This is a genomic window from Streptomyces sp. NBC_00726 (genome assembly GCF_045161735.1).
Taxonomy (GTDB): domain Bacteria; phylum Actinomycetota; class Actinomycetes; order Streptomycetales; family Streptomycetaceae; genus Streptomyces.
The window spans coordinates 6376323-6382318 of record NZ_CP108983.1; the positions used below are offsets into that span (position 1 = coordinate 6376323).

Below are 5996 nucleotides of genomic sequence, written 5' to 3' on the forward strand. Positions count from 1 at the left end.
ATCACATCTCCCGGATCGCCGAGCGGGGGTCGAGCAGGGCGAGCAGCACATCGACCAGGAGTCCGGCGAGCAGCACGGTGGTGCCGAGCACCAGCACCATGGCCTGTACGACCGGATAGTCCTGCGCGACCACGGACTGGGCCATCGCGGACCCGATGCCGGGCCAGGCGAACACCTTCTCGACCAGGACCGTGCCCGCGATCAGGGCGGGCAGCAGGCTTCCCGCGACGGTGAGCGTGGCGGACGCCATGTTTGGTGCGGCGTGCCGCAGATAGCGGCGCGCGGCGGACAGCCGCTTGCTCCGGGCGGTACGCAGATAGTCCTCGTCCAGCACTTTCAGCGCCTCCACCCTGACGATGCGCAGGAGTACGGCGGTGGGCGTGAGGGAGAGCGCGAGGACGGGAAGGACGAGGGAGGCGAGGCCCGCCGCACCGGCCACCGGGAACAGCTGGAGGCCGACGGCGAGCAGGGCGGTGAGCCCGGCGGCCAGCACGAAGTCGGGCACCCCGGTCAGACCGGCGGTGACCGTGGTGAACGCCAGCTCGGTGCGCGGGCGGCGGCCGTCGCGGGTGCGGACGGCGGCGAGCAGCCCGCCGGGCAGGGCGACGGCGAGTGCGGTGAGGAAGGCGAGGCCGGCGATCTCCAGGGTGGCCGGCAGCCGGGTGCGGACCAGCTCCGCGACCGGCGCCCCGGTGACCAGCGAGGTCCCGAGGTCGCCGTGCAGGAGGCCGCCGAGGTACTGCCGGTACTGAGCCGGGAACGGCATGTCGAGCCCGAGCGCGTGCCGCCGGGCGGCGACCAGGTCGGGCGCGGCGTCCACACCGAGCGCGGCCCGTACCGGGTCGCCGGGGATGAGGCGGATCATCGCGAACGACGCGGTGAGGACGAGGGCGAGGGAGACGAGGAGCCGGAGGCCGCGGCGGCCCAGGAACACCGTCCAGGGGTGCCGCAGCAGTGCGGGAACGGTCATGGTGGGCCCCGGAATCACTGGTGGAGGCGGATGCTCGTGGGGACGAGCTGACCGCCGAACGTGGTGGTGAACGTGGTGCGGTGGCCGTACACGCCGCTCCGGCCCTCGGCGATCGGCAGCGCGTCGGCCGATCGGAAGAGCGCGGCGGCGGCCTTGTTCCAGGTGGCGCATCCCGTCGTGTCCGGCTCCCGGAGGGCCCGGGCGACCAGGGCGTCGTACTCCGGGTTGGCCACCCCGGCGAAGTTCAGGCCGCCGGCGGGGGCGGGTCCGGAGAAGAAGGGGATGAAGCCCGCCGGCAGGGCGAAGCCCGGCGTACTGCCGATCACCACGTCGAAGTCGGCCGTCGTGTACATCGCGTTGACCAGGGCGGGCAGGCTCTCGGTGACCAGCTCGACCTGCGCGCCGAGCGCCGTCCACTGGCGGGCCATCAGCTCGGCGACCGATGCCAGGGTCGGGCCGAGATCGTCGCTGGTGATCAGACGGAGCCGGAGCGCGCGGCCGTTCTTGGTGAGCGGCCCGCCGGCCGGGCGGGTCCAGCCCGCTTTCCGCAGCGCCGCGGTGGCGTTCGGATCGGGCAGGTTGGCGTCGGCGAGGTCTCCGTGGCAGACGGCTCCCTCGGCGCCGAAGTCCCGGGCGGGGGTGCCGGTGCCGCCCACGGCGACGTTGGCGAGGCCCTGGCGGTCGAGGGCGGCGACCAGGGCCCGGCGCACCGCCCGGTCGGCGAGGACCCGGCCGGGGCGCTGGTTGAAGAAGGTCATCCCGATGACGGTGGCGACCTCGGTGGTGGCCAGGCCGTGGCCGGTGAGCCGGGCGCGGTCGGGTCCGCTCACCGACGCGATGTCGATGTCCCCGGTCAGCAGGAGGTTCGCCGCCGTGGACGTCTGGGGCACCACGGACAGCTCGATGTGCTCGGGCAGGCCGCGCGCGGCGGTCGTCGCACCGTCCGGTCCCCAGGTGTAGCCGTCGCGGACGGTGAACTCGTACGGTCCGCCGGGGGTGTAGCGGGTCAGCACATAGGGGCCGGTGCCCCGCGTGGTGCGGGCGAGCGAGCCGGGCCGGTCCAGGCCGGCCGGGCAGACGACCGGCAGCAGCCCGACGGTGCGGATCAGGAAGGGGTACGGGGCGGCGGCGGACACCGAGACCGTGTGCGTCCGGTCGTCGGCGCGGGCCGTGAGCGGGACGTTCGGCAGGACGGTACGGGCTCCGGCGAGCTGGTTGTCCGGGTCGGCCGCGTAGCTCAGCGACCGGGCGACCGCGGAGGCGGTGAGGGGCGTGCCGTCGGAGCAGGTGACGCCCGCGCGGAGCGTGAACACGGCCTCGGTCGCCGTGGCCCGCCAGTCCGTGGCGAGTCCGGTGACCAGGCCGCCGTCGGGGGCCGGGTTCACCAGGGAGTCGTAGGCGTAACGGGCCTGGGAGGCGCCGAAGGTGGAGTACGGGTCGAAACTCGGCGTCTCGCCGGCCTCGGCGATCCGGACGGTGCCGTGGTCCACCAGGGGGGTGGTCGTCGAGGAGCGGGCGACGCCGCCGCAGCCGCTCAGCGCGAGGACCGAGGCGGTGAGCGCGGCCGTCAGGACGGCCGGCGGGGTGCGTCGGAGCATGGCGTCATGGTGCCACCGGGGAGCGACCGCGATGATCCAACTTCCTTACGCGAAAAGCCTGTTCGAGCGCCCGCAGCCCCCTGGGCGCCGGGCCGGGCGCGGGCGGGAGCGGCCGGGGCGGCCGATCTTGATTCACCCGTACGAGGCGGGTCGGCGGCGTCACGGCAAGGGCCGGCGGCATGTTTCGGAAAAGATAGTCAGATAATCATTCCGGAATGTTCCGGGGGTGTGCTTAATTCCGGACACGAGAAATGGCCACGGACACTCACACGAGTGAACCCGGAGGAATCCGTTTGGCCCAGGCGGGTGTCGTTCGACTACCTTGATCAAGGGATCGGACGGCGTGTTCCCGCGACCGGGAATTCGATTTTCCGGCTCGGTACCGGATTTTCCGGGTCCGTTCCGGATTTCTAAAGGAATTCTCAAATTCCGCCCGACCGTGCGCCGCTCCCGTTCTCGTCGTGCCCGGGTTCCCTGTCATACGTATGCGTGGAGAGGATGGAGCGTCATGCCGCCTGTAGTACCGCCGTTTCTCGTCGGACTCATCGTCGCGCCGCTGGCCAAGCGCCTGCTGAAGCCACTGGTGGGAGGAGTCGTCAAAGCGTCCGTCGGAATCGCGATGGAGGTGAAGAAGGCGGCCCACGAGGCCGGGGAGAACATCCACGACCTCGCGGCCGAGGTCGCCGCCGACGTGGTCGCCGCCCAGATCGCCGCCGGCGAGACCGAGGGCCACTCCGTGCCCGGTCAGCACCCGACCGGGGCCGGTGCCAAGGGGGACCGGAGGGCCCCCAAGATCCGCGCTACCGCCGAGAGCGCCGCCGGCAAGGCGCACTGACGGCCCGTGTGACCCGCGGCCGCCACCCGGCGCGCCCGCCGACCGATTGCGGCGGAACGCGCCAGGGTGGCGGCCGTTCGCGGGCCGCCCCGCCCGCACCCCTGCCCGCGCCCCTCCGGCCCCGCTCCCTCTCTCCATTCCCGCTCCGTCGCCCTGATCCGTCGACTCCGTGACGGCCTTCCGCGACCTCCGCAAACAGGTGAACGTACACATGCCATCGCTACTGGGAGCCGCATCCGGATTCCGCACCGTGGAACCGGCCGCGAGCCCTCGCTCGGTCACACCGGGCCGCCAGCGCTGGGACGTCGGACTCGTCGTCGGACGCCCCCGGACGGCCGAGATCCTCGCCGCCGCGCTGCGCCACATCCCCGGAATCACCGAGGCCCAGGCCAGCCCGGTCACCGGCGGGGTGCTCGTCCGGCACGACGGACGGCTGCGCGCCGCGGACGTCGGCCGGATCATCGGCCGCACCGTCGCCCGGCTCGCCCGGGAAGCGACCGGCACGGGGCACGCGGTGGCGGACCCGCCCACGCGGGCCCCCGGGGCGGACCGCGGCCTCGTCGTACGACCGGTGCTCGCCGTCGGCGGCGGAGTCGCGGCCGGCACGGCACTGGTCAAGGGGTCGGCGCTGACCCGGCAGCTGGTGGCCGTCGGCGGAGTGGCCGCCGCGACCGCGGTCGTCCTGCGCAAGGCATGGCGAGGAACGGCCGAGGCGGCCGGTCCAGCCGAGGAGGGTGCCGCGGGCCACCCGCTGCTGGAGATCGTCGGACCGCACCGCCCCCGCCTCTACCGCGCCGCCGCCCTGTCCGTCGCCTGCCAGGCCGCGGAAATGGCGCTCGGCACCTTCCTCGGCTGGACCGGCCTGGTCCTCATCAAGGGCGAGGCCGCACCGCTCGCCGGCCTCGGCCTGACCACCGCCTCCGCCCAACTCCTGGGCCTGGCAGGGCTGGTCGCCGCCGCCTGCGCCGCCGTCGCCGGACTCTCGTACGCCTCCAACGTCCAGTGGCGCCGGCTCGGCCAGGACATCGAGCACGACTGGCGGAGCCGCACCTACCGGCATGTCCAGCACCTCGAACTGGCTCAGCTGGAGGGCGAGCGGACCAGCCGGGTCGCCGGCACCCTCACCAACGACGTCGGCCAGCTCGGCGCCTTCTTCGCCGGACCGGCCAACGACGTCCTCCAGCTCGGCACCAGCCTCGCCCTTCTCGTACCGGCGTTCCTCCTGCTGGCCCCCCAGATCGCCTGGATCGCCTTCCTCCCGATCCCGGTCATCGCCTGGCTGTCGCTGCGCCACCAGGAGAAGGCCGCCACGGACTACGCCGCCACCGGCGAACACCGCGCCAGGCTCGGCAGCCAGGTGATCAACTCGCTGGAAGCCGGCGCGACCGTCAAGAGCTTCTGCACCGAGGCGTACGAGGCCGAGCGCGTCGACCGGTTGAGCGACGCGGTCCAGGAGAGCAGCCACCACACCGACCGCGGCACCCTGCGCCACGGCGAGACCGTCCGGGCCTGCACCACCGCGTCGATGGCCGGAACGCTGCTCGTCGGCGGCCGCGCGGTCCTCGACGGCACCCTCCGCTTCGAGGTGTTCAGCCCCCTGATCGGCCTCCCTCAGATGCTGCTCATGCGGATGAGCCGGCTCGGTGGCATCGCCGACCAGTATCAGCGCACCCTCGCCTCCTACGACCGGGTCCAGCGCCTGCGCGCACTGCCCGTCGAGACCGACAGCGGGGAAGAAGCGCTCGAACTCCCCGCCGTGCGCGGCGAGATCGTCCTGGACGACGTCACCTTCGGCTACCCCGGCCGCCCGGCGACCCTGGACCATCTGTCACTGACCATCCCGGCCGGACGGGTCACCGCCCTGGTCGGCGCCACCGGCTCCGGCAAGACGACGATCGCCAAACTGCTCATGCGCTTCCAGGACGCGGAATCCGGCCGCGTCCTGCTCGACGGACAGGACGTCCAGCACCTGCGGCGCCACGACCTGCGCCACGCCATCGGCTTCGTCGCCCAGGACCCGTTCCTCTTCGACGGCAGCATCGCCGACAACATCCGCTACGGCAGCTTCGGCGCCTCCGACGAGGCCGTCGTCCGGGCCGCCGCCATGGCCGAGGCGCACACCTTCATCACGACCCTGCCGAACGGCTACGACACCCTCATCGGAGAGCGCGGCGCCGCGCTCTCCGGCGGTCAGCGGCAGCGCATCGCCCTGGCCCGCGCGATCCTCAAGGACTCGCCCGTCGTCATCCTGGACGAGGCCACCTCCGCCGTGGACAACGAGACGGAGGCCGCCATCCAGCGCACGCTGCACAGCTTCGCGGCCGACCGGACCATGGTCGTCATCGCCCACCGCCTCTCCACGGTCCGCCACGCCGACCGCATCTTCGTCCTGGACCAGGGCGGCATCGTCGCCGAGCAGGGCACCCACGACGAACTCCTCGCCCAGCACGGGCTCTACGCATCCCTCTGGCAGCTCCAGGCCGGCGAACTCGCCGCCTGACCGCAGGAATCCGCCCCACTGCCCGGCCGCGTGACGCCACCGCGGCCGGTGCGCCCTGCGCGCATGCCCTTTTCACACCTCTGGAGGTACCCC

At 73.1% G+C, this 5996-nt stretch carries 4 protein-coding genes; 2 read left to right on the plus strand and 2 right to left on the minus strand.

What is annotated here, in order from left to right; genetic code table 11:
• Position 1: 1 nt before the first annotated feature.
• Positions 2-970, minus strand: coding sequence for an ABC transporter permease (locus OG338_RS28355; RefSeq protein ID WP_405940072.1), 969 nt, complete (start codon positions 968-970; stop codon positions 2-4).
• A gap of 14 nt (positions 971-984) precedes the next feature.
• The gene (locus OG338_RS28360; RefSeq protein WP_405940073.1) at positions 985-2568 is read right to left on the minus strand and encodes an ABC transporter substrate-binding protein; all 1584 of its coding nucleotides are present in this window, start codon (positions 2566-2568) and stop codon (positions 985-987) included.
• Positions 2569-3076: 508 nt separating this feature from the next.
• Here OG338_RS28360 and OG338_RS28365 point away from each other — a divergent pair.
• Together OG338_RS28365 and OG338_RS28370 are read left to right on the plus strand one after the other, a co-directional pair.
• Positions 3077-3403, plus strand: a complete 327-nt coding sequence (locus OG338_RS28365) for a DUF5132 domain-containing protein (RefSeq protein WP_405940074.1) — start codon at positions 3077-3079, stop codon at positions 3401-3403.
• Between the two features lie 211 nt (positions 3404-3614).
• On the plus strand, positions 3615-5903 hold the full coding sequence (locus OG338_RS28370) for an ATP-binding cassette domain-containing protein (protein WP_405940075.1): 2289 nt from the start codon (positions 3615-3617) through the stop codon (positions 5901-5903).
• Positions 5904-5996: the final 93 nt, after the last annotated feature.